The following is a 19,545-nucleotide window of genomic DNA, read 5'->3' as shown; positions in this document are numbered from 1 at the left end:
TTATTGTTCCGGTTGGGTTGAACTGATTTTGAGCAGATTGCCGTCGCGGCCGACGATGTAGGCGGTGGCGCCGGTTTCCAGCGGCGCGCCGTCGACCGGGGCGGCGTCCCAGGCTGCGCCGCGGTATTGCACGCGGGCGTGGCCGGAGGCGGGGGCGTGGAGAATTTGCACCGGCTGACCGAGATCCGGGTCGTCGGCCCGCGGCTGGGCGGGGAGGGGCGGATGTCGGCGTTTGTAGCCGTAGACCAGCGCCACGCCGGCCACGCCGGCGATGCTGGCGATCACGTATTGGCTGGCTTCGGGCGCGCCCAGCCAGGCGGACACGCCGCCGCACAACATGGCGACGGCGACGACCAGCAGGTAAAAGGTGCCTGAGTAGAACTCGGCGATCAGCGCGATCAGCGCGCTGGCAATCCAGATGGCGGTTAGCGGCAAGACGATGCCCTTGTCAAATTAATGCGCTCATTTTCATGCCATCGCCGCGGAATGACAAGCGAACGGGAGCGCGCCCCTCAAAAACGAACGCGCTCTCAAGAGTTGGTTCAATGCCGCGTTGCCGAAGCGCGGCGGACATCAAACCGGTTCTTTAGACATGATCTTTGTCCGGCAGATAATGGGACAGGCGAGCCTCTTCCTCGTCATCCAGCCAGAATTTGTCCAGCATGACCCAGACTACGGCAAGCAGCGAAGCAAGCACGACGAGCAGGATGATCATGGCTTTGGCTCCTTTAGGGTGAACAAGGCGCATTCCCGTTTTCATTGTAGTGCTTGCCCCGGCGCTTTGCCGGTGATAGGGGTACAATCCACCCCTTCAGACACCCAGAGGGACGGAATGTTCCATTTGCAAGCGTTGGCGCAGGCCGAGGTTGAAATCAAGAAGAGCCGTTTCATCGGCATTGTGCAAGCGGTGAGCAGCCGGGAGGAGGCGCAGGCGCGGCTGGCGGAGATCCGCGCCCAATGGCCGGATGCGCGTCATTACTGCGCGGTGTTGCTATGCGGCGCGGATTCCATGCTGGACGACGACGGCGAACCTTCCGGCACTGCTGCGCGGCCAATGTACAACGTGCTTAGGCACAAGGGCGTCTGCGATGTGCTGGCGGTGGTGGTGCGGTATTTCGGAGGAATAAAATTGGGTGCGGGCGGCTTGGTCAGAGCCTACACTCAAGCTGTTAACGCCGCGATGGATGCGGCCTGCCTGGTGGCGGTGGTGCCGCGCGGAGATTACGATGCGACGGTGGATTTCGCCGGCGAGGCGCGTCTGCGCCATTTATGCCAAGAGTTGGGGGTGCCGGTGTCGGCCCCCAGTTACGGCGAACGGGTGAGCTTGAGGCTGAGCTTGCCTCTCGCTGAGGCGGAGGCCCAGTTGGCGGCGTTGACGGACGGGATGGCCGGCGCGCTGGAGGTGTCGCCGGTCGACTGAGGCGCCGTACGGCGCGGGCGGGGCCGCGCCGGCCCTTCAAGCTGGAGAGAGGGAACTCATGTCGCAACAGCAATATCGCCTGGTGACGCGCAGCGATTTCGACGGACTGGTGTGCGCGGTGCTGCTCAACGAGCTGAATCTGATCAACGAGATCAAGTTCGCCCACCCCAAGGACATGCAGGACGGCAAGGTGGAGATCACCGAGAACGACATTACCACCAACCTGCCTTACGTGGCGGCGGCGCATCTGGTCATCGACCATCATCTTTCCGAAACCCTGCGCAACTCCAGCGCGGACAATTATGTGATAGACCCCAAGGCGCCCTCGGCGGCGCGGGTGGTGTACAACCACTTTGGCGGCAAGCAGGCGTTTCCCAATATCAGCGACGAGATGATGGAGGCGGTGGACAAGGCCGATTCCGCGCAGTACACGCTGCAGGAAGTGCTGCACCCGTCCGGCTGGGTGCTGCTCAATTACCTGATGGACGCGCGCACGGGTCTGGGGCGCTTCAAGGAGTTCCGCATCAGCAATTATCAGCTGATGCTGGACTTGATCCGGTATTGCCGAGATCACAGCATCGATCAGATCCTGGCCCTGCCGGATGTGCAGGAGCGCGTGGAGTTATACGCCAAGCACGAGGCGCTGGCCAAGGAGCAGATCCGTCGCTGTTCCCGCGTTTATGGCAACCTGGTGGTGTTGAATCTGCTGCATGAAGATGTGATTCACCCGACCAACCGCTTCATGATTTACGCGCTGTTCCCAGACTGCAATATCTCCATCCATCAGTTGTGGGGCGTCAATCGTCAGAACACGGTGTTCGCGGTGGGCAAGTCCATCATCAACCGCACTTCGCGCACCAATGTCGGCGCGCTGATGCTGCAGTACGGTGGCGGGGGGCACGAGGCGGCTGGCACTTGCCAGGTGGGCAACGACCAAGCCGAGGATGTGCGCGATGAGTTGATCGCGCGCATCCGCGGCCACGGCTGAGAAAACTGCCCCTGGCAACCATTAACGATCTTGAGAGCAAGCCCTAGTCCGCGCATAGATCTTGGACGGACGCTAAACGTCAGGCCAGCTGGCGCAGTACGTCCAGGGCCTGATGCAGGTCCTTGCACACCGCCAGCGCTTGATGGGTCTGGTCCGCCGGCGGCGTAACCAGGTCCGGCACCAGGATCACCCGCATGCCGGCGGCGACGCCGGCGTGCAGGCCGTAGATCGAGTCTTCCAGCACCACACAGCGGAGCGGGTCCACGCCCAGCTTGCGCGCGGCGGCCAGATAGACGTCCGGCGCCGGCTTGGTGTGGGCCACTTCGTCACCGGCCACCACGGTGTCGAAATACCGCGAGAGCCCGGTGCGGCCCAGCTTGATGTCGGCCAGCTGGCGCTGGGTGGAGGTGGCCACCGCGCGCGGCAGCGCTTGCGCGTCGACCCAGTCCAGCAAGGCCTCGATGCCGGTCTTCAGCGGAATCTCCTCATGCTCCAGCATCTGCCAGTAATGGCGGCGGCCCACGTTTTGCAGCGCGACGGCCCCGTCCTGGCTGCCCAGTCTCTCGCTGAGGAATTCGGTGCAGCGGCGCATGGACAGGCCCACCATGTCCAGCAGCAGTTGATCGCTGAGCGGCATGTCCAGCTCGTCGGCGGCGCGGCGCCAGGACTCCATGGAAATTCTTTCGGTGTCTATCATCAAGCCATCCATGTCGAACAGAATGGCGTCATAGTTTTGCGGCATGCGGGCTCCTTTTCCGGGCTTCGACCTTACCCCTATAGCCCGGCTGCGGCAAGCGCTCCCCCTCTGGTATAGTGGGCCATCGTAAACGGCAGAGGAGGCGGATGTGCAATCGGTATTGGTGGCCAACCCCAAGGGCGGCAGCGGCAAATCGACCTTGGCGACCAATCTGGCCGGCTATTACGCCGCGCGCGGCAAACGCGTGATGCTGGGCGATGTGGACCGGCAGCAATCCTCGCTAGGCTGGCTGGCGCAACGCGACGCGGCGCTGCCCTCCATCGCGGGCTGGGAGGTTAAGGCTGGCGAGGCGGCGCGGCCACCCAAGGGCACCGAGGTGGTGGTGTTGGACAGCGCGGCGGGCCTGCACGGCAAGAAGCTGGCGGCGCTGGTGTCCCGGGTAAGCCGCATCCTGGTGCCCATTCAGCCGTCGCCGTTCGATATGTGGGCGAGCGAGGCTTTTTTCGAGCAACTGCTGGAAGAGAAGGCCATCCGGAAGAACAAGGCCTTCATGGCGGTGGTGGGCATGCGGGTGGATCCTCGCACTCGCTCCGCGCGCGAGCTGGAGAAATTTCTGGCGGATCACGAAGTGCCGGTGTTGACCTGGTTGCGCGACACCCAACTTTACGTGCAGGCGGCTTCCAGCGGGTTGTCGCTGTTCGACCTGCCTGTGTCGCGCACCCAGCGCGACCGCGAAGCCTGGCAGCCGCTGCTGAACTGGCTGGGCGAGGAAGACGAAAGCTGGTGCGACAAGTGAAATGTTTTGTCTTGATCTGAAATAAAATGGCTTGACGTGAAGAAACCGGCGGCGTAAGGTGTGCCGGTAAGTGCGTGCGAGCCAAACGAGGCGTCGCAGGGGACACTGTAAACGGGAGCCGTCGGGGCTCCCGTTTATATTTGGGGCCCCTCGTTTTTTGACTCTATTTCCGCTTTGGGAGCACACGCATGATCAAGACAGAACTCAATTACGGCGACGTTTATCTGGTGCCGAAAAAAACCGTAGTGGACAGCCGCAAGGAATGCGACACCTCGGTGCAGTTCGGCCCGCGCCGTTTCGACATGCCGGTCTACGCGTCGAATATGAAGTCGGTGGTCAGTGCCGAGACCAGTGAGCTCTTCGCCGCTCAGAACTGGTTCTACACCATGCACCGCTTCAATGTGGACGCGGTGGCTTTCACCCGCGCCATGCAGGGAAAAGGTCTGTTCGCCTCCATCAGCGTAGGCGTCAACGAAGACACCCACGAACAACTGGACGCGCTCAAGCAAGCGGGGCTCACCCCTGAGTACATGACGCTCGACATCGCCAACGCCTGGTGCGTGAAGGCGGAGCGCATGATCAAGCACATCAAGCAGCTCTTCCCCGGTACTTTTCTGATCGGCGGCAACATCGCCACCGCCGAGGCCGCGCGCGATCTGGAAAGCTGGGGCTGCGATGCGATCAAGGCCGGCATCGCCGGCGGCCGCGTCTGCATCACCAAGAACAAGACCGGCTTCCATCGTCCGATGATTTCCACGGTGCAGGACTGCGTGGCCGCGGTCAAAGTGCCGGTGATCGCGGATGGCGGCATCGTCGAGCACGGCGATATCGCCAAGGCGCTGGCCTGCGGCGCCAGCATGGTCATGGCGGGCTCGCTGTTTGCCGGTTACGACGAATCCGCCGGCGAGATCGTCGAGATCAACGGCAAACACTACAAGGAATACTTCGGCAGCGCCTCTCAGTTCAACAAGGGCGCCTACGTCAACGTCGAAGGCAAGAAAATCCTGGTGGAGTACAAGGGCAGCATCGGCAAGCTGTTGCGCGAACTGAAGGAAGACCTGCAGTCGTCGATCAGCTACGCCGGCGGCAACACCTTGCAGGCCTTGCGCAACGCTGAACTGATCCAGGTTCGCCGCTGATCCGGGCTGCTCGGCTCAGGCGTGCTGCGTCGTCGGACGGGGCGCGTCTTCTTGAGGCTGGGCGCGGCATTGCGCCCAGATCGAGCACTCCAGTTGCATGGCCACCTCGTCGCGTTGATTGAGGGTGGTCCAGCGCACTTTCACCACGCCGAAGCCGGGCTGGCTGTTGGAGCGGCGCTTGTCCAGCACCTCCACGGCGACTCGCAAGGCGTCGCCGGCGCGGGTGGGCTGCGGCCAGCGCATCTTGTCGATCTGCATGCCGATCAGGCCGTTGGCCATCTTCCCAAGCTCGGTCTGGGTCACTAGCCGCATGCTCAGGCTGCTGGTCTGCCAGCCGCTGGCGGCCAGGCCGCCGAACAGGCTGTCCGCGGCGCTTTGCGGGTTGGTATGGAAATGCTGCGGATCATACTGCCGTGCGAAGCCGATCAGCTCTTCCTCGCTCAGTACGTGGGTGGGGCTGTGGAACAATTGTCCCGCTTTCAAATCTTCAAAATAGAGCATATCGACTTACGTTTGCGTCATCTCGAGCGCGCAGCTTAACGCGGCCGGCGAAACGGGTCAAAATCCGCAAGGCATTCAGCCGAGCAAGGGGAATATTTTGTCGCAAGATAGACAGTTGGAAGTGTGCGCCGGCTCGCTGGCGTCCTGCCTGGCCGCCGCGCAGGGCGGCGCGGCCAGGGTGGAGTTGTGCGCCAGCCTGGAAACCGGCGGCGTCACGCCGTCGCCGGGCATGATCGCGCTGGCGCGGCAGCGGCTGGACATCGGCCTGCATGTGATCGTGCGTCCGCGCGGCGGCGATTTTCTGTATTCCGACGACGAATTCGAAGTGATGCGCCGCGACGTGCTGGCCTGCCGCGAGCTGGGGGCGGACGGCGTGGTGCTGGGCCTGCTGACCGCGGACGGCGACGTGGACGTGGAGCGCAGCCGCGAGCTGGTCCAACTGGCCGGGCCGATGAGTTGCACCTTTCACCGCGCCTTCGACATGGCGCGAGAGCCCGAACAGGCGCTGGAGCAAGTCATCGCCAGCGGCTGCCGACGCGTGTTGACCTCCGGCCAGGCGCCGGACGCGCTGGAAGGCGCGGCCCTGATCAACCGTTTGCGCCGCCAGGCGGGGGCGCGGCTGATTCTGATGCCGGGCGGCGGCGTGCGGCCGGACAATCTGGCCGAGCTGGCGCGGGCCACCGGCTGCCGTGAATTCCACGCCTCCGCTCGGGCCAGGGTGAGCAGCGCGATGCGCCATCGCCAAGCCGGGGTGAGCATGGGGGCGGCGGGTATGGACGAGTATGACAGAATGGAAACCTGTGTCGAAACCGTGCGAGCCATGACGGATTTGCTGCGCGGATTGGATTGACGCTTGTCTGGCGGAACGGATTTGCAGGATGATTCTGGCATTTTCCGGCCGCGGGTCATGAGGAGCGCAGAATGAGCAAGCCGTCGCATGTGGTCAATATCGATCAGGTGGAAGCCGTGGACTATCGGGAAGGGGAAGGGTGGGGCGGCAGCTATCAGCCGTTGACGCCGGCGCTGGACGCCTTGCCCGGCCGGCTGGGCGCCAATTTGACCCGTCTGCCGCCGGGGCGCGCGGGCTGTCCCTTTCACTCCCATGCCCGCGAGGATGAAATCTTCTATGTGTTGTCCGGGCGCGGAGTGCTGCGCCTGGGCGATAGCCTGCAGGAAATCGGTCAGGGAGACTGTATTTCCTGCCCTGCGGGCACCGGCGTCGCGCATCAGATCGCTAATCCTTTCGATCAAGACCTGGTCTACCTCGGCATCGGTGTCAACGACCCGCACGAGGTCTGCGTCTATCCGGACAGCGGTAAGGTGCTGGTCCGCCATCTGAAGCAGGTGGGGCGGCTGGAGAGCGCGCCGTATTACGACGGGGAGCCGGCGCGCCCCGGCATCTTCGACTTGCTGGAGCGCCAGCAGGCCCTGCCCCGGAAATAGGCGGTTTGGCATGCGGCGGCGGCATGAGCGATAAAGGAACCATCGCTCATTAATGGACAAGGCAATGAAGAGGCGGGGATTAAGTCTTGCGGGAGCGGTGTTGGCGCTGGCCTGGCCGCTGAGCGCGGCGGCGGCGGAGCCCTTGCTGCTCTGCTACGAGGACCAGGCCTCTTATCCCTGGCTGGACGGCCGCGGCGGCGGGCTGGACATTCAACTGATCAAACACCTGCAGGGCGGGTTGAAACGGGAGCTGTCCCTGCATCCAATGCCGTGGCGGCGCTGCATCAATATGCTGCGCCAAGGCAAGATGGACGGCGCCTTCGCCGCCAGCTTTGTGCCGGAGCGCTTGCAATGGGGGGTATACCCCATGTTGTCGGACGGCGCGCCGGACGCCAGCCAGCGTCTGCATAGCGCCACTTACTCCCTGTACCGGCTCAAGGGCACCACGGTGGACTGGGACGGCGCGCGCCTGTCCAGCGGCATGGCGCCGATAGGCATGCAGACCGATTTTTCCATCGGTGTTTTCCTGCGCAAGCAGCAGGTGGCGATAGACGACAGCAACCGCGATCCGCTGGCCATCTTGCAAATGTTGCGCTTGCGGCGCTTAAGCGGCGCGGCGCTGCAAACGCCGCGCGCGGAGCAGATTCTGCACGACCATCCCGAGCTGGCGGAGGCGATAGAGCGCTGCCGGCTGCCTTTGGAAGAGAAACCTTATTTTTTGATACTGTCTCGCCAATTGGCGTACCGCGAGCCGGGCCTGCCGGGCAGAATCTGGGCGGAACTGGAACGGCAACGGGAAGCGCCGGCTTTTCTCGCCCAGTTGCGGGTGGCGGGAGCGCACCGGGAAGCAGGCGGGGCTGCGCGCAAATGAAGACAGAATGCTCAGCGACCGCTTGCTATCAAACTTAAAGTTTTTGCTTTATTATTTTCCGCTCCATGATTGACTTGGGAATCCCAATGCATAAAAAAACGCTTCTGGCCGCAGGCTGTTTGTGGCTGACCGCCGGACCGGTCTTGGCGGAGGCCTGGTCCTATCCCGGCTGGCAGGACGGCCGCGATACCCGCGTCAAGGCGCTGGCTCTGTTGCAAACCTTGAACGCCACCTTGCTGAGCAATAGCAGCGCCACCCGCACTTTGCAGCAGTGGTGCGCCGATCACCGGATGGCGTCGCCGGCCCAGATTCGCGCCTTGCGCAATCCGGCGGACCACAAGGACGCCAGCGCGGAAGTGCGCGCCCAGTTGCAGGCGCGGCCTGGCGAACGCATCGCCTACCGCCGCGTGCAATTGGCCTGCGGCGAACACGTACTGTCCGAGGCCGATAACTGGTATCTGCCCTCCAAGCTGAGCGCGGAAATGAACCGCCTGCTGGACAGCAGCGATGTGCCGTTTGGCCGCGCGGTAGCCGCGCTGAATTTCCGCAGGCAGACTGAGGAGGTCAAACTGCTGTGGTCGCCGTTGCCGGCTGGCTGGGAAATGAAAGCCGCTGCTTCGGAGACCGCCGCCGCCGGGCTGGATATCGCCCAGCAAGTGCTGCAACACCGCGCCGTGCTGTATCGCGGCAGCGACAACGCGCCGTTCAGCGTGGTGGTGGAAACCTATCAGCGCGAAGTCTTCGCCTTCCCTCTGGCTTATTGAGAATCTGTTCATGATCTGCTGCGGGTCAGCAGATAGCTCGAGCCGGGTGCTGGCAGCGCCCGCCGAGTAAACATCACAAGAAAAAACGACCATGATGAAGCAAAAACAAATGCTGGGCTGCCTGTTGGTGGGCAGCCTGATGGCGGGCCAGCCGGTGCTGGCGGACCGCTTGGACGACATCCTGCAACGCGGCAGCGTGCGGGTGGGCACCACCGGCGACTACCGCCCGTTCAGCGAACGCGATTCCGGAGGCGACTACCGCGGCCTGGATATCGAAATGGCCCAGAGCCTGGCGCGGGCGCTGGGCGTCAAGCTGGAACTGGTGGCCACCAGCTGGCCGACGCTGATGCGTGACCACGCTGCCGGCAAGTTCGACATCGCGATGAGCGGGGTGTCGATCAATCTGGAGCGGCAGAAGCGGGCGCTGTACTCGCTGCCTTATCTGAACGACGGCAAAACGCCGATCACCCGCTGCGAAAACGCGCAGCGCTTCCAGACCATCGCCCAGATCAACCAGCCCCAGGTCAAACTGATCGTCAACCCGGGCGGCACCAATGAAAAGTTCGCTCGCGCCCGCCTGCCGGCGGCCACGCTGACCGTGCATCCGGACAACGTCACCATTTTCCGGCAGATCATAGACGGCAAGGCGGATCTGATGGTGACCGATGCGGTGGAAACCCGTTACCAGCAAAAGCTGCACCCGGAGCTGTGCGCGGTGCACCCGGACAAGCCGTTCGACTTTTCGCAAAAAGCCTATCTGCTGCCCAACGACTGGCGCTGGAAAGCCTGGGTGGACCAATGGCTGAGCCAGAGCCTGCAAAACGGCGAATTCGCCGGCCTGTCGGCGAAGTGGCTGGGGAAATAAATCTAGCCTAGGCTTCGCTGCCTCGCAGTTGCTCGATATAGCAATTGAACAGCTCGGCGTGGCTGGCCACGCCGAGCTTCAGATACAGATTGCGGCGGTGCACCTTGACCGTTTCCGGCGAAATGGCCAATTGCTGGGCGATGGCCTTGCTGGACAGGCCGCACAGCGTCAGCCGCGCCACCTCGGCTTCGCGCTCTGACAGCTTGCCGTGGCCAAAATGACTCAGCGTTTGAGTCAACTGGTCGGACAGGCGGGCAGCAGGCGGGGTGGGCGCGGAGCATAACTGCCAGTGACGCCGCATCGCGGACAGCAGCCAGGGCTGCATCACGCGCAGCTTGCCGATGTCGGCTGGCTCGAACTCGCTGGCCTTGCCCAGCGACAATGACAAGACCTGTCCCGCATCGACGCGCAACAGCACCTGAACCTCGTCCACGCCGACTTCGCCGCTCATGTAACGTTGAAAATATTCGCTTTGACGGAAGTGGTCCGGCGCGATGTCGGGCAAGTGGTGGATGCCGTCGACAAAAGGGCGCTGCGTGTATTGATAGAAGGGGTCCAGCAGGTATAGCCCCTGGCAGTAAAGCGCCATCGGCGACGCCGCGGCCTGGTGCTGAAAATCGCACTCTTCCAGAATCCGTGGCGGCGCATCCGAGTGGTAACAAGCGGCCAGCGCATTGTCCAGCGGCACGCCGCCGCGCAACAGCAAAACCATCTGACGCCAAAACCCGGGCAGGCCGATTTGCGCCATCAGCTGAGCCAGATGATGGTGCAGCGGCAGTTCCTTCAACAAAGCTTCCATCCGGCAATCCCCGCTTGGGGTAACCCATCACGGTGATTGGGCACCTTCTCGCGTCAAAATACACTGTCTTCCGCAAGTCTGACTACAAGACCATAGCGACAAGAGGAGAACAGCATGAGCCAAGAAGCAAGCAGTCCGGGATTGCGCCGCTCGTTGAGTGTGACGGATGTCGTGTTGATTACCGTATCCGGCGTGACGCCGGCCAGTTCCATTTTCGTGATTGCACCGTTTGCGCTGCAAGGCGCCGGCAGCGGAGCTTTTTTGGCCTTCGCGCTGGCGGCGGCGCTGGCCGTCGCGTTCGCGCTTTGCTACGCCGAGCTGGGCGCGGCCCACCCCAACGCCGGCGGAGAATACGTGATCATCGAGCGGGTGTTCGGCCGCGCGCTCAGCCTGCAAATGTATCTGCTGATTTTATGCCTGTTGTTGTTCATCCCCGCGGTGCTGGCCACCGGCGCCGCGCCCTATCTGAACTCCGCGCTGGGCACCCGGCTGGACGGCGCCGAAGTGGCGCTGGCCATGATCGTGCTGTGTTTCGGCATCGCGGTGCTGGACATCAAGCTGAACGCCTGGCTGACCGGCTCCTTCCTGCTGCTGGAGCTGGCCGCCTTGGCCTTGATCGCCTGGCTGGGTTTCAGCGAAGCGCAGCAGCCGGCGACGGTGCTGTGGCAGCCGGTAAAGGCGGCGGCCGACGGCGGCCTGAGCGCGGTCTCCGCCGCGACGATCTTCGCCATGGTGGGGACGGCCGTGTTCGCTTACAACGGTTTTGGCGGGGCGGTGTACTTTGCCGAGGACATGCGAGAAAGCGGCCGGCCGGTGGCGCGGGCGGTGCTGGCTGCGCTGTCCATCGTGGTATTGGTGGAGTTGATACCGGTGACCGCCTTGATCCTGGGCGCGCCGTCGCTGGCTGAGATGAGCCGGCAGGCTGACCCGATCAACTACGTGCTGAGTCATTTGAGCAGTCCGACGCTGGCGCGGGTGATCAGCGGCGGCATCTTTTTATCGGTGTTCAACGCCATCATCGCCATCGTGGTGCAAAGCGGCCGCTTTTTGTACTCCAGCGGCAGGGACGGCTTGTGGCCGGCGCCGGCGAGCCGGGCGCTGCAGCGCATCCATCCGCGCTTTGGCACGCCCTGGGTGGCCACGCTGGCATTGGCCATCCCGTCCGCCTTGTTGACCTTTCATTCCAGCTTGGGCGATCTGGCTTCCTTCACCGTAATCATCCTGATGCTGAACTACTTATTGCTGGCGCTGGCGGCCTTGCGCAGCCGCCTGGGCCTGCACCCTCACCCTTACCGCATGCCGGGCTGGCCGTGGCCGCCCTTGCTGGCTGTGGTTGGCAGCCTGGCCCTGTTGTGGGCGGTGCTGCGGGACGCGCCGGCGCGCGACTGGTGGATTATCGGCGGCATCGCGCTGACCGGGCTCTTGCTGGCGGGCCGTAAGCAGCCCGTCGCGGTATTGATCGTTGAAGAACAGAAAGAGAGGTGATTATGTTGAAACGAGCCAGGGCATTGGGCATTCGCATCGGCCAGGGCGAGCCCGGCCCCTTGAACGCGATTACGGACGTGCCCGGCGTGCGGGTGGGGCATGCCGCCGCCTGGGCGGATTTCGACGACGGCCGCCGCGCACGCACGGGGGTCACGGTGATTGAGCCGCGGCCGGGTTTGGCGCGGCGCAGGCCGTGCTTTGCCGGCGTGCATGTCTTGAACGGCAACGGCGACGCCACCGGGCTGGAGTGGCTGCGCGAGGCCGGCGTGCTGAGCACGCCGATCGCGCTGACCAATACCCACAGCGTGGGCGTGGTGCGAGACGCCTTGATCGCCAGCGAGCGCGAGGCGGTGGCCGGAGAGCCTCAGCTGTATTGGACCATGCCGGTGGTGCTGGAAACCTTTGACGGCCTGCTCAACGACATCAACGGCTTCCACGTGACGGCGGAGCACGCGCGCGCCGCGCAAAAGGCGGCCAGCGGCGGCTTGCCTGCCGAGGGCAGCGTGGGCGGCGGCAGCGGCATGATCTGCCACGAGTTCAAGGGCGGCATCGGCACTGCTTCGCGGCGGCTGCCGGCGGAGGCGGGCGGCTGGACCGTGGGCGCGCTGGTGCAGGCCAACCACGGCAAGCGCGGCTCCTTGCTGGTGGAGGGCTATCCGGTGGGCCGCCGCCTGAGTTGCGCGGAGATTCCCTCTCCGTTTGAGACCGGGCGGCTGCCGCAGCCCGGCATGGGCTCCATCGTGGCGGTGCTGGCCACCGACGCGCCCTTGTTGCCGGATCAATGCAGGCGGCTGGCGCAGCGCGCCGGCATCGGCATCGCCCGAACCGGCGGCGGCACCGAGGACTCCAGCGGCGACATCTTCGTGGCCTTTGCCACGGGCAATCAGGGCTTGCCGATGACCGATTACGCCGGCAAGGGCGCGTTGACCTGCGCGGTGGAAATGGTGAACGCGGACCATCTGTCGCCCTTGTTCGAGGCGGCGGCGGAAGCGGTGGAAGAGGCCATCGTCAACGCCTTGCTGGCGGCGGGAGAGCTGACGGGCAACCACGGTCACGCGGCGCATGGACTTAAGGCCGAGCGCTTGCTGAGCGCGCTGAGGGAAAGCGGCTGGCGTCCGCGTTAAGACCCGCTAACCAAACCCCTGATCCTGCGTTGCGCCTCCTTGTCGTACTACTTGTACTGCCTGCGTCGGCGCGCCTTGGCTCAGGTTCTCTGCGAGGTTTTGTTAGCGGCTCTAAGCCGCAGGTCCGCCCGGCTCCGACGTTGGGTTCGCGCTATGTGATGCTATTATCATTGTGTGGCCGCCCCGGCGGCGAATCGACGTGCAGGAGGCGGGCATGAAGACACCGGACATTCCGGCGGACGAGCCGCAGCGTTTGGCGACCCTACGCGCGTTGGGCGTGCTGGACACGGCGGCGGAGGAGCGTTTCGACCGGCTGACCCGCATGGCCAAGCGCTTGTTCCGGGTGCCTATCGCCTTGGTCAGCCTAGTGGACGAAAACCGCCAGTGGCTCAAGTCCTGCGTCGGCATGTCGACGGTGGAAACCGGGCGCGATATTTCCTTTTGCGGCCACGCCATTCTGGGCGATGACATCTTCTACATCCCGGACGCCTTGGCGGATGAACGTTTCGCCGACAATCCGCTGGTGACGGGCGCGCCGCATATCCGTTTCTACGCCGGTTGTCCGCTGCATGCCGCCAACGGCGCCAAGGTGGGCACTCTGTGTGTGATCGACGTCCAGCCGCGGGAGTTCGATCACGACGACGCACAGGCGCTGCACGATCTGGCGCGCATGGTGGAGGCGGAACTGATTGCCTTCCAGGCCGCCACTACGGATGAACTGACCGGCCTTTCCAACCGGCGAGGTTTCCGGCTGCTGGCGCAGTACAGCCTCAATTTCTGCGCGCGGCAAAACCTGCCGGTCAGCCTGGCTTTTATGGACCTGGACAAGTTCAAGGCGATCAACGATTGCTTCGGTCACGCCGCCGGCGACCAGGCGCTGGCGGCCTTCGCTGAGCTGATGCGCGGCTCTTTTCGATCCGCGGACCTGCTGGCGCGGCTGGGCGGAGACGAGTTCGTGGTGTTGCTGTCCGATGTCGGGCAGGAGCGGGCGCAGGCGGCGATGGCCAAATTCGAACGCCATCTGGACGCTTACAACGCCGGCTCCGGGCAGCCGTATCCGCTGGCGTTTTCCGCCGGCATTGTCGAGCTGGACGCGGAGCGCCATTTCTCCATCGAGGCCTTACTGGCAGAGGGCGATGAACTGATGTATTCGATCAAAGCCGCTAAAAGGTAGCTTTTCGTGGCTGTCCATGTGTTTTTTGCGCCGGAACTTCACTTTGCATGCCCCTCTGCTCTGAAAACAGACTGCGCATTGCATGCGTTACGAATAATATTCAAGAGTCCGTTCAAGGCCTCGCTCTTGCTCGCACGAGCGTAAACACGTTTTCAGAGTGGGCGCGCCGCCTGGAGCGCCGTCCCGACCGCTATGAGTACCGAGCGCACATATCTGGCGGGCAGCATAGGTCGGCACGTGCTGCACTGCTTCACCGCCGAAGCGGCGCGGGCGACGCACTGAAAGCGGCCGCTCAGTCCCGCTCCAGCCAGGCTTTGGCCGCGGACAGATCGCGCGCCACCCAGTCGGCGTCGGCTTCGAATTGCGCGTCGTCGACGCCTGGCTGGCGGAACAGCGTCAACAGCAACTCGCAACCCTCGTCCCGCGCCAGCAGACGCAAGGGGACGTAGACTTCAGCCTGACCGGGCGGCGACACCCAGTGATCCAGCACGCCGTAGTCGTTGGCCGGCGAAAAGCGCAAGGGCATCACGCCGTGAGGCGTGTCCGCCAACCAGCCGTCGCCGTCGCGGCGCATCACGCCGGCCAGGCCGGATGCCCATAGCGGAAAATTCTCCGGCGGCGCCAGCAAGGCGTAGGCGCGGGCGAAAGGGCAGGCAATACTGATGCTGAGGTGGCGTGGCGGCGTGGACATGGAATTCTCCAATACGGCAGTGCTCTTGAGTGTAGCCGACAGCGGACCATGTGCCGTTGACATGGCCCGTGCCAGCGGGCTATGGTCGTCCCCGGTGCTCAAAACACCAAACAAACATACAGCGGCTACCGCACCCGTAAGATTCGCGGTTTTTTTGCGTCCATGGTTTTGGCAAACCCCCACTTGTGGGACAATGCGCGTCCATGGCCGGGTGTGCGGCTAATACAATACCCGCAAGGGGAATACGCCCGCCGTCTGTATGCGGTTTTGAGCACCCGGCCGCCCTCTCAAAAGGGGCAGAACTCAAAACGACATACAGGAGGCCGCCATGGCCAAAATCGACACCCTCCGCGAGGCGCGTCGCGCCCTCAGGCATCTTCGTGCCGCCCAATCCCATTTCAAACAATTGCCCGAGGCGCTGCGCCGGGAGATGTCCCGTCAACCACCGCGTCAAACGCCGTTCATCGTAGAACTGTCCCCGGAGGTTTTGTGGAGCCTGCTGGAGGCGAGGTATAGCGTGGAATGCGCGTATGAGCGGCTGCAGTTGCTGATTGCTTCGATGCAGGGTGGGAGCCTCAAATAGGCGAGGGTAGGCCTGGTTCGCAAGGTCGCCTGTGTTGGCTGGCCTTGCAACCACGCTCGGGCTATATTGTCTACGTTTTATGCCAATCACTTTTTAGACAAGGCTCCTGTTATGAAACGCACGACCATGACCTTAGAGGCGATTTCCGTATCGTCAGAGGAGTTGGATGCAAAGACTTTCTTGGAACTTGCGGAGCAACACCCTGAGCAGATTAAGCGTGTCAGTATTGTGCCTGGCCACTTGGGTAGCCGTAGCATTGGAGGCCGGCTGCGAGTCGAGTACGCATTGCCATTTAGCAAGGTACTGAACAAATAAGCGAGCCTGCCAGAAGCTCTCCTCCCGCTGAACTGACTCAGTTATCTGAGGACACTGTACGAAGAATGCTTGAAGTACAGGCGGCTGATTTGGGTGTGAGGCGGCAAGAGTTGGAGGTGCGGAGTCAAGAGTTATTACATAATAAAGAGTACGCAGTTTCTTTGTTGGAGGCCCAGGAAAGAGACAGAGAGAATGAGCGTAAACATCAACAGGAAATTGCGAAGCAACGATCTGGCGGAAGTCTGGTTGTGTTTCTGTTGATACTGGTTTTTGCCGCTGTCGCCTTGTATTTGAATAAGGACGAAGTGGTAAAGGATATTGTAAAAATTGTGATCCCGGCAGTGTTTGCAGGCTTGGGAGGTTATCAGTATGGCAAGAATCAAGGTCTAACGCAGTCGACTGACCAGTCGCAGTAATGACTAAGGTTTGTGTCTGCTTTTTAAAAGCCGAAGCCTCGGCAGGCTGTGTTCTAAAACGGCAATGGCCCAAGCATTTGCTTGGGCCATTCTTTTGGCGGAAGCGGTGAGATTCGAACTCACGGTGGGCTCGCACCCACGACGGTTTTCAAGACCGTTGCATTAAACCACTCTGCCACGCTTCCCGATTCGGTAAGAGGGCGCAATTTTAGCGGGTCTTGCGGGGTTTGCCTAGAGGGCCGGCGCATTTGACGCCAGCATTTCCGCCGCGTGCTCGCGCGTGGTCTGGGTCAGCTCCACGCCGCCCAGCATGCGGGCGATTTCCAGCACCCGCTGTTCGCTGTCCAGCGGCTCGATGCGGCTCTTGACCCGGCCTTTGTGCTCACTCTTGCTGACCTGCCAGTGGTGGCTGCCGCAGGAGGCCACTTGCGGCAGGTGGGTGATGCACAGCACTTGGTAGCGCTGGCCCAACTGGCGCAGCATGTGGCCGATGACTTCGGCGACGCGGCCGCCGATGCCGACGTCCACTTCGTCGAAGATCAGCGTGGGCACGCTGGCCACTTGGCTGATCACCACCTGCATCGCCAGGCTGATGCGGGACAGTTCGCCGCCGGAGGCCACTTTGGCTAGCGGGCGCAGGCTGGTGCCGGCGTTGGCCGCCACCAGGTATTCGATGGATTCCAGGCCGTGGGCGCTGGGCTCGGACAGGGGCGCCAGTTCGATGGCGAAGCGCGCGCCGCTCATCGCCAGGTGCTGCATTTCCGCGCCGATGCGCGCGGACAACTCGCTGGCGGCCTGGCGGCGTTTGCCGGACAGCGCTTCGGCCTGCGTGCGGTAGCGCGCTAGCGCGGAGGTTTCCGCCAGGGACAGCGCTTCGATGTCGGCGGAGGCTTCCAGCGCTTGCAGCTGTTGCTGCCAGTCGTCCAGTTTTTCCTGCAGGTCTTGCGGCTGCACCCGGTATTTGCGCGCGGTGCTCATCAGCGCGTCTAGCCGGCCTTCCACTTCGGCCAGCTGGCCGGGGTTTTCGTCGATGTCGCTGGCGTAGTCGCGCAGGCTGTAGACCACTTCGCGCAGTTCGGCGTCCACGGAGTCCAACAGCGATAGGGTGTCCGCCAGCCGCGGGTCCAGGTTGGCCAGCTTGCTGAGCCGGGTTTGCACCTGGGACAGCATGGTCAGGCAGCTGTTGTCCATCTCGGACAGGGTCTCCACCGCCAGCTGGGCGCTTTGCGCCAGTTCTGCGGCGTTGGCCAGTCGGGAATGGCTTTGGTTCAACGCGCTCCATTCATCCGGCTGTAGATTGAGTTCGCTCAGTTCGTTGATCTGCCAGTTCAGCCGTTCGCGCTCGACTTCGGATTCGCGCGACAGCCGTTCGGCGTCGGCGCGGGCGCGGCGGGCGGCTTGCCAGTCCTGCCAGGCTTTGTGCACGTCGCGGGCCAGCGCGGAGGAGCCGGCGTAGGCATCCAGCAGCTGGCGCTGGGCGTCGGCTTTCATCAGCGACTGGTGGGCATGCTGGCCGTGGATGTCGACCAAAAATTCGCCCAGCTGCTTGAGCTGGCTGAGGGTGGCGGCCTGGCCGTTGACGAAGCTGCGCGAACGGCCGGATTTGTCCAGCAGCCGGCGCAGCAGGAGCACGTCGTCGTCGCCGTTGAGGCCGTTTTCTTCCAGCCATGCGTCGATTTCCGGGCGGCCGCGGGTGTCGAATTCGGCGGTGATCTCGGCGCGTTCGGCGCCTTCGCGCACTTGGGCGCCTTCTGCGCGGTCGCCCAGCAGCAGGCTCAAGGCGTCCAGCAGTATGGACTTGCCGGCGCCGGTTTCTCCGGTGAGCACGGTGAAACCAGCTTGGAAGTCCAGCGAGATGTTGTCGACGATGACGAAGTCTTTAACGGTCAGCGATAGGAGCATGGGTGTTCGCGTCAGGTGTCAGAGTAGGCGCTCGCCCCAGTGGAGCTTGTGGCGCAGCATGTCGTAGTAGTTGTAACCCACCGGGTGCAGGATACGCAGCGGGTTGCGGTAGCGGCGGATCAGCACGCGGTCCATTTCCATCAGGTCGCAATGGGATTGGCCGTCGAAGTGCACGCGGGCGTCGAGGCCGCGGGTGAGCATGAATTCCACTTCGCAGGAGTCATTGACCGCGATCGGGCGGTTGCTCAGCGATTGGGGGCAGATGGGCACCAAGGCGATGGCCTGCAGCGTGGGGTGCAGGATGGGGCCGCCGGAGGCCAGCGAGTAGGCGGTGGATCCGGTGGGGGTGGAGACGATGAGGCCGTCCGAGCGTTGGCTGTAGACGAACTGGTTATCGATGAAGACTTCGAACTCTATCATCGAGCCCATCGCGCCGCGGCTGAACACCACGTCGTTGAAGGCCAGCGCGTTGGCCACTTCGGCATCTTCGCGTATCACCGCGGCCTGTAGCAGGATGCGGTCTTCCGGCACGAAGTCGCCGCGCAGGATGGCGTCCACCGAGTCCAGCATCTCGTGCAGCGGGATATCGGTCATGAAGCCAAGCCGGCCCTGGTTGATGCCGATCAGCGGCACCCGGTAGGGGGCCAGCAGCCGGGCGATGGACAGCATGGTGCCGTCGCCGCCCAGCACAATGACGATGTCGGCCAGCTTGCCCATGTCATTGCGGTCTATCAGCGCGTGCGGGCCGGCTTCTTGCTGGGTGGCGCTGTCTTTATCGATCAGCACGGTGGCGCCGGAGGCGGACAGGTGGTCGGCCAGCCGGCGCAGGGATTCGACGATGGCGGGCTTGCTGTGCCGCGCCACCAGGCAGACGTGTTTGAACAGTCGTTCCATGGCGTTGTTTCAGTAAGGGGTGGGCGTATCGTTCAAAAAACTATCGTCGTTGGGTTTCTTGCCGGTGGCTTCCAGCGCTTTCAGGTAGAAGCGCACCAGGTCCGCCAGAGAGTCTACACCGAGTTTGTTGAACAGGTTGGCCCTATGTACTTCTATGGTGCGCGGTGACAGGTCCAGCACCCGGGCGATTTCCTTGCTGGACATGCCGTCCGCCACCAGTTCCAGCACTTCGCGCTCGCGGCCGCTTATGCGGGCGAGCAGGCCCATCACTTCCTGGGTTTCTTCTTCCTTGCGGTGTTGCAGGATGCTCAGGCGTATGCCCTTGCGCAGGCTTTCGATCAGCCGGGCCTGGTCTATCGGCTTGGTCAGGAAGTCGATGGCGCCGGTCTGGAAGGCGCGGCGGCATTGTTCGATGTCGCCGTGGCCGGTGATGAAGACGATGGGCAGGGTCACGTTTTTGTCGATCAGCTGTTCTTGCAGCGCCAGGCCGGTGATTTGCGGCATGCGGATGTCCAGCACCAGGCAGGCGATGTCGTTGCCGCCGTAGTGGGCGAGGAATTCCATCGCGTTGGGAAAGGTGACGGTGCGCATGCCTTGCGCGGCGATCAGCATGGCCAGCGAGTCCAGCACGGCTGGGTCGTCGTCGACGATGTAGACGGTTGGCGTGGTGTTTTGCAT

The 19,545-nt window shown here is 63.2% G+C and carries 23 protein-coding genes and 1 tRNA gene; 14 read left to right on the top strand and 10 right to left on the bottom strand.

Features of this window, described 5'->3' with window-relative positions; genetic code table 11:
• Together MOV80_RS16700 and MOV80_RS23470 are read right to left on the bottom strand one after the other, a co-directional pair.
• Positions 1-435 carry an NfeD family protein gene (locus MOV80_RS16700; RefSeq protein ID WP_043641722.1) on the bottom strand — a complete coding sequence of 145 codons (435 nt, stop codon included), beginning with the start codon at positions 433-435 and terminating at the stop codon, positions 1-3.
• A 151-nt stretch (positions 436-586) separates the two neighbouring features.
• Positions 587-715 carry a hypothetical protein gene (locus tag MOV80_RS23470; protein ID WP_019100378.1) on the bottom strand — a complete coding sequence of 43 codons (129 nt, stop codon included), beginning with the start codon at positions 713-715 and terminating at the stop codon, positions 587-589.
• A 117-nt stretch (positions 716-832) separates the two neighbouring features.
• Here MOV80_RS23470 and MOV80_RS16695 point away from each other — a divergent pair, with 117 nt between their 5' ends.
• Together MOV80_RS16695 and MOV80_RS16690 are read left to right on the top strand one after the other, a co-directional pair.
• Entirely contained in the window at positions 833-1,420 is a 588-nt protein-coding gene (locus MOV80_RS16695; RefSeq protein WP_107732231.1) for a YigZ family protein, read from the top strand.
• Positions 1,421-1,478: 58 nt separating this feature from the next.
• Positions 1,479-2,408, top strand: a complete 930-nt coding sequence (locus MOV80_RS16690) for an exopolyphosphatase (protein WP_019100376.1) — start codon at positions 1,479-1,481, stop codon at positions 2,406-2,408.
• 79 nt (positions 2,409-2,487) lie between these two features.
• Here the strand turns inward: MOV80_RS16690 and MOV80_RS16685 are convergent, their stop codons facing one another.
• On the bottom strand, positions 2,488-3,150 hold the full coding sequence (locus MOV80_RS16685) for an HAD family phosphatase (RefSeq protein ID WP_019100375.1): 663 nt from the start codon (positions 3,148-3,150) through the stop codon (positions 2,488-2,490).
• A 103-nt stretch (positions 3,151-3,253) separates the two neighbouring features.
• Between MOV80_RS16685 and MOV80_RS16680 the strand changes: the two genes are divergently transcribed.
• Complete coding sequence (locus MOV80_RS16680; protein ID WP_019100374.1) at positions 3,254-3,901, top strand: ParA family protein; 648 nt, start codon at positions 3,254-3,256, stop codon at positions 3,899-3,901.
• A gap of 188 nt (positions 3,902-4,089) precedes the next feature.
• Positions 4,090-5,040, top strand: coding sequence for a GMP reductase (locus MOV80_RS16675; protein WP_191186613.1), 951 nt, complete (start codon positions 4,090-4,092; stop codon positions 5,038-5,040).
• A 15-nt stretch (positions 5,041-5,055) separates the two neighbouring features.
• Here the strand turns inward: MOV80_RS16675 and MOV80_RS16670 are convergent, their stop codons facing one another.
• On the bottom strand, positions 5,056-5,541 hold the full coding sequence (locus MOV80_RS16670) for a MaoC family dehydratase (RefSeq protein WP_019100372.1): 486 nt from the start codon (positions 5,539-5,541) through the stop codon (positions 5,056-5,058).
• 97 nt (positions 5,542-5,638) lie between these two features.
• Between MOV80_RS16670 and MOV80_RS16665 the strand changes: the two genes are divergently transcribed.
• From MOV80_RS16665 to MOV80_RS16645, 5 genes are all read left to right on the top strand, one after another.
• Entirely contained in the window at positions 5,639-6,391 is a 753-nt protein-coding gene (locus MOV80_RS16665) for a copper homeostasis protein CutC (RefSeq protein WP_039753707.1), read from the top strand.
• A 71-nt stretch (positions 6,392-6,462) separates the two neighbouring features.
• Positions 6,463-6,984, top strand: a complete 522-nt coding sequence (locus MOV80_RS16660) for a cupin domain-containing protein (protein ID WP_249605325.1) — start codon at positions 6,463-6,465, stop codon at positions 6,982-6,984.
• 64 nt (positions 6,985-7,048) lie between these two features.
• Positions 7,049-7,855, top strand: coding sequence for a hypothetical protein (locus tag MOV80_RS16655; protein ID WP_157221990.1), 807 nt, complete (start codon positions 7,049-7,051; stop codon positions 7,853-7,855).
• Positions 7,856-7,941: 86 nt separating this feature from the next.
• Positions 7,942-8,619, top strand: a complete 678-nt coding sequence (locus MOV80_RS16650) for a hypothetical protein (RefSeq protein WP_043593544.1) — start codon at positions 7,942-7,944, stop codon at positions 8,617-8,619.
• A 91-nt stretch (positions 8,620-8,710) separates the two neighbouring features.
• The gene (locus MOV80_RS16645) at positions 8,711-9,484 is read left to right on the top strand and encodes a transporter substrate-binding domain-containing protein (RefSeq protein ID WP_275975358.1); all 774 of its coding nucleotides are present in this window, start codon (positions 8,711-8,713) and stop codon (positions 9,482-9,484) included.
• A gap of 7 nt (positions 9,485-9,491) precedes the next feature.
• On the opposite strand, the gene MOV80_RS16640 is transcribed toward MOV80_RS16645, so the two are convergent.
• The gene (locus tag MOV80_RS16640) at positions 9,492-10,283 is read right to left on the bottom strand and encodes a helix-turn-helix transcriptional regulator (RefSeq protein WP_043593546.1); all 792 of its coding nucleotides are present in this window, start codon (positions 10,281-10,283) and stop codon (positions 9,492-9,494) included.
• Positions 10,284-10,397: 114 nt separating this feature from the next.
• Between MOV80_RS16640 and MOV80_RS16635 the strand changes: the two genes are divergently transcribed.
• From MOV80_RS16635 to MOV80_RS16625, 3 genes are all read left to right on the top strand, one after another.
• On the top strand, positions 10,398-11,768 hold the full coding sequence (locus MOV80_RS16635) for an APC family permease (protein ID WP_019100365.1): 1,371 nt from the start codon (positions 10,398-10,400) through the stop codon (positions 11,766-11,768).
• 2 nt (positions 11,769-11,770) lie between these two features.
• A complete protein-coding gene (locus MOV80_RS16630; RefSeq protein WP_039753704.1) occupies positions 11,771-12,892 on the top strand; it encodes a P1 family peptidase in 1,122 nt (373 codons plus the stop codon).
• A gap of 214 nt (positions 12,893-13,106) precedes the next feature.
• Positions 13,107-14,066, top strand: a complete 960-nt coding sequence (locus MOV80_RS16625) for a sensor domain-containing diguanylate cyclase (RefSeq protein WP_043593552.1) — start codon at positions 13,107-13,109, stop codon at positions 14,064-14,066.
• Positions 14,067-14,358: 292 nt separating this feature from the next.
• Here the strand turns inward: MOV80_RS16625 and MOV80_RS16620 are convergent, their stop codons facing one another.
• Positions 14,359-14,757 (bottom strand): SRPBCC family protein, encoded by a 399-nt coding sequence (locus MOV80_RS16620; protein ID WP_118267274.1) that lies wholly within the window; start codon positions 14,755-14,757, stop codon positions 14,359-14,361.
• Between the two features lie 328 nt (positions 14,758-15,085).
• On the opposite strand from MOV80_RS16620, the gene MOV80_RS16615 reads away from it, so the two are divergent.
• Both MOV80_RS16615 and MOV80_RS16610 read left to right on the top strand, forming a co-directional pair.
• Positions 15,086-15,340, top strand: a complete 255-nt coding sequence (locus tag MOV80_RS16615; protein WP_162897038.1) for a hypothetical protein — start codon at positions 15,086-15,088, stop codon at positions 15,338-15,340.
• A gap of 380 nt (positions 15,341-15,720) precedes the next feature.
• A complete protein-coding gene (locus tag MOV80_RS16610) occupies positions 15,721-16,071 on the top strand; it encodes a hypothetical protein (protein WP_081574065.1) in 351 nt (116 codons plus the stop codon).
• A 95-nt stretch (positions 16,072-16,166) separates the two neighbouring features.
• On the opposite strand, the gene MOV80_RS16605 is transcribed toward MOV80_RS16610, so the two are convergent.
• The 4 genes from MOV80_RS16605 to MOV80_RS16590 all read right to left on the bottom strand — a co-directional run bounded on the left by MOV80_RS16605 (position 16,167) and on the right by MOV80_RS16590 (position 19,545).
• A tRNA-Ser gene (locus tag MOV80_RS16605) sits at positions 16,167-16,256 on the bottom strand.
• A 46-nt stretch (positions 16,257-16,302) separates the two neighbouring features.
• Complete coding sequence (gene recN / locus MOV80_RS16600) at positions 16,303-17,973, bottom strand: DNA repair protein RecN (RefSeq protein ID WP_081574066.1); 1,671 nt, start codon at positions 17,971-17,973, stop codon at positions 16,303-16,305.
• An 18-nt stretch (positions 17,974-17,991) separates the two neighbouring features.
• The gene (locus MOV80_RS16595; RefSeq protein WP_019103054.1) at positions 17,992-18,867 is read right to left on the bottom strand and encodes an NAD kinase; all 876 of its coding nucleotides are present in this window, start codon (positions 18,865-18,867) and stop codon (positions 17,992-17,994) included.
• Between the two features lie 9 nt (positions 18,868-18,876).
• Positions 18,877-19,545 carry a response regulator gene (locus MOV80_RS16590; RefSeq protein ID WP_019103053.1) on the bottom strand — a complete coding sequence of 223 codons (669 nt, stop codon included), beginning with the start codon at positions 19,543-19,545 and terminating at the stop codon, positions 18,877-18,879.

Origin of the sequence: Chromobacterium sp. IRSSSOUMB001 (genome assembly GCF_023507765.1) — a bacterium.
Lineage (GTDB): Bacteria > Pseudomonadota > Gammaproteobacteria > Burkholderiales > Chromobacteriaceae > Chromobacterium > Chromobacterium haemolyticum.
This window is presented reverse-complemented; position numbering and strand designations above follow the sequence as displayed.

Bases quoted from the DNA above. Each gene is read 5' to 3' on its own strand.
- MOV80_RS16695 (WP_107732231.1), top strand. From the start codon at position 833: ATGTTCCATTTGCAAGCGTTGGCGCAGGCCGAGGTTGAAATCAAGAAG.
- MOV80_RS23470 (WP_019100378.1), bottom strand. From the start codon at position 715: ATGATCATCCTGCTCGTCGTGCTTGCTTCGCTGCTTGCCGTAGTCTGG.
- MOV80_RS16590 (WP_019103053.1), bottom strand. From the start codon at position 19,545: ATGCAAAACACCACGCCAACCGTCTACATCGTCGACGACGACCCAGCC.
- MOV80_RS16690 (WP_019100376.1), top strand. From the start codon at position 1,479: ATGTCGCAACAGCAATATCGCCTGGTGACGCGCAGCGATTTCGACGGA.
- MOV80_RS16655 (WP_157221990.1), top strand. From the start codon at position 7,049: ATGAAGAGGCGGGGATTAAGTCTTGCGGGAGCGGTGTTGGCGCTGGCC.
- MOV80_RS16615 (WP_162897038.1), top strand. From the start codon at position 15,086: ATGGCCAAAATCGACACCCTCCGCGAGGCGCGTCGCGCCCTCAGGCAT.
- MOV80_RS16630 (WP_039753704.1), top strand. From the start codon at position 11,771: ATGTTGAAACGAGCCAGGGCATTGGGCATTCGCATCGGCCAGGGCGAG.
- MOV80_RS16675 (WP_191186613.1), top strand. From the start codon at position 4,090: ATGATCAAGACAGAACTCAATTACGGCGACGTTTATCTGGTGCCGAAA.
- MOV80_RS16685 (WP_019100375.1), bottom strand. From the start codon at position 3,150: ATGCCGCAAAACTATGACGCCATTCTGTTCGACATGGATGGCTTGATG.
- MOV80_RS16645 (WP_275975358.1), top strand. From the start codon at position 8,711: ATGATGAAGCAAAAACAAATGCTGGGCTGCCTGTTGGTGGGCAGCCTG.
- MOV80_RS16610 (WP_081574065.1), top strand. From the start codon at position 15,721: ATGCTTGAAGTACAGGCGGCTGATTTGGGTGTGAGGCGGCAAGAGTTG.
- MOV80_RS16650 (WP_043593544.1), top strand. From the start codon at position 7,942: ATGCATAAAAAAACGCTTCTGGCCGCAGGCTGTTTGTGGCTGACCGCC.
- MOV80_RS16660 (WP_249605325.1), top strand. From the start codon at position 6,463: ATGAGCAAGCCGTCGCATGTGGTCAATATCGATCAGGTGGAAGCCGTG.
- recN (WP_081574066.1), bottom strand. From the start codon at position 17,973: ATGCTCCTATCGCTGACCGTTAAAGACTTCGTCATCGTCGACAACATC.
- MOV80_RS16625 (WP_043593552.1), top strand. From the start codon at position 13,107: ATGAAGACACCGGACATTCCGGCGGACGAGCCGCAGCGTTTGGCGACC.
- MOV80_RS16620 (WP_118267274.1), bottom strand. From the start codon at position 14,757: ATGTCCACGCCGCCACGCCACCTCAGCATCAGTATTGCCTGCCCTTTC.
- MOV80_RS16640 (WP_043593546.1), bottom strand. From the start codon at position 10,283: ATGGAAGCTTTGTTGAAGGAACTGCCGCTGCACCATCATCTGGCTCAG.
- MOV80_RS16595 (WP_019103054.1), bottom strand. From the start codon at position 18,867: ATGGAACGACTGTTCAAACACGTCTGCCTGGTGGCGCGGCACAGCAAG.
- MOV80_RS16670 (WP_019100372.1), bottom strand. From the start codon at position 5,541: ATGCTCTATTTTGAAGATTTGAAAGCGGGACAATTGTTCCACAGCCCC.
- MOV80_RS16635 (WP_019100365.1), top strand. From the start codon at position 10,398: ATGAGCCAAGAAGCAAGCAGTCCGGGATTGCGCCGCTCGTTGAGTGTG.